Raw genomic sequence first — 984 nt, 5'->3', positions numbered from 1 at the left:
CGCTCAGCCGGGGAGCTTGTACTCCTTGAGCAGGGCGCGGCTGATGATGCGCTTCTGGACCTCGGAGGTGCCTTCGCCGATGAGCATGAACGGGGCCTCGCGGTAGAGCCGCTCGATCTCGTACTCCTTGGAGTACCCGTAGCCGCCGTGGATCCGGAACGACTCGGTCGTCACCTCGTGGCAGTACTCACTGGCCAGGAACTTCGCCATCCCCGCCTCGACGTCGTTACGCTGCCCGCTGTCCTTCTTCCGCGCGGCGGCGACCATCATGAGATGCCCGGCCTCGACCTTCGTCGCCATCTCCGCGAGCTTGAACGCGATCGCCTGATGATCCGCGATCTGCCGGCCGAACGTCCGCCGCTGCTGCGCATACGCGATCGCGAGCTCGAACGCCCGGATCATGATGCCGCAGGCCCGCGCCGCCACGTTCACCCGGCCGACCTCGACACCATCCATCATCTGGTAGAAACCACGCCCCGCCGCGTCCGGCCCACCCAGGATGGAACTGGCCGGTGTCCGGTGCCCGTCCAGGATCATCTCCGTCGTCTCGACACCCTTGTACCCGAGCTTGTCGAGTTTGCCCGGGATCGTGATCCCGCCGTGCGACCCGAACCCGGGCTCCTTCTCCAACAGGAACGTCGTCATGTTCCGATACACCGACTCGGCACCCTCGTCGGTCTTCACCAACGTCGCGACCACCCCGGCGCGGGCACCGTTGGTCAGCCACATCTTCTGCCCGGTCACGACATAGTCGTCACCCTCACGGTCAGCCCGGGTCGTGATCGCCGCGACATCCGAACCGCACCCCGGCTCGCTCATCGAGAACGCCCCCCGCACCTCCCCCGTCGCCATCTTCGGCAACAGCCGCCGGCGCTGCTCCTCCGTACCGTGCTGCAACACCAGGTACGCCACGATGAAATGCGTGTTGATCACCCCGGAGACGCTCATCCACCCCCGCGCGATCTCCTCCACCACCAGCGCGTA

1 protein-coding gene is annotated in these 984 nt (G+C 66.4%); it reads right to left on the bottom strand.

Annotation, left to right across the window (positions count from 1 at the left end):
* Window positions 1-3: 3 nt before the first annotated feature.
* A partial coding sequence (locus tag AB1460_RS37785) for an acyl-CoA dehydrogenase family protein (protein WP_368967381.1) occupies window positions 4-984 on the bottom strand: 981 nt, incomplete at its 5' end.

Source organism: Parafrankia sp. FMc2 (assembly GCF_041008525.1).
In the GTDB taxonomy this organism is placed as follows: Bacteria; Actinomycetota; Actinomycetes; order Frankiales; family Frankiaceae; genus Parafrankia.
This window is presented reverse-complemented; position numbering and strand designations above follow the sequence as displayed.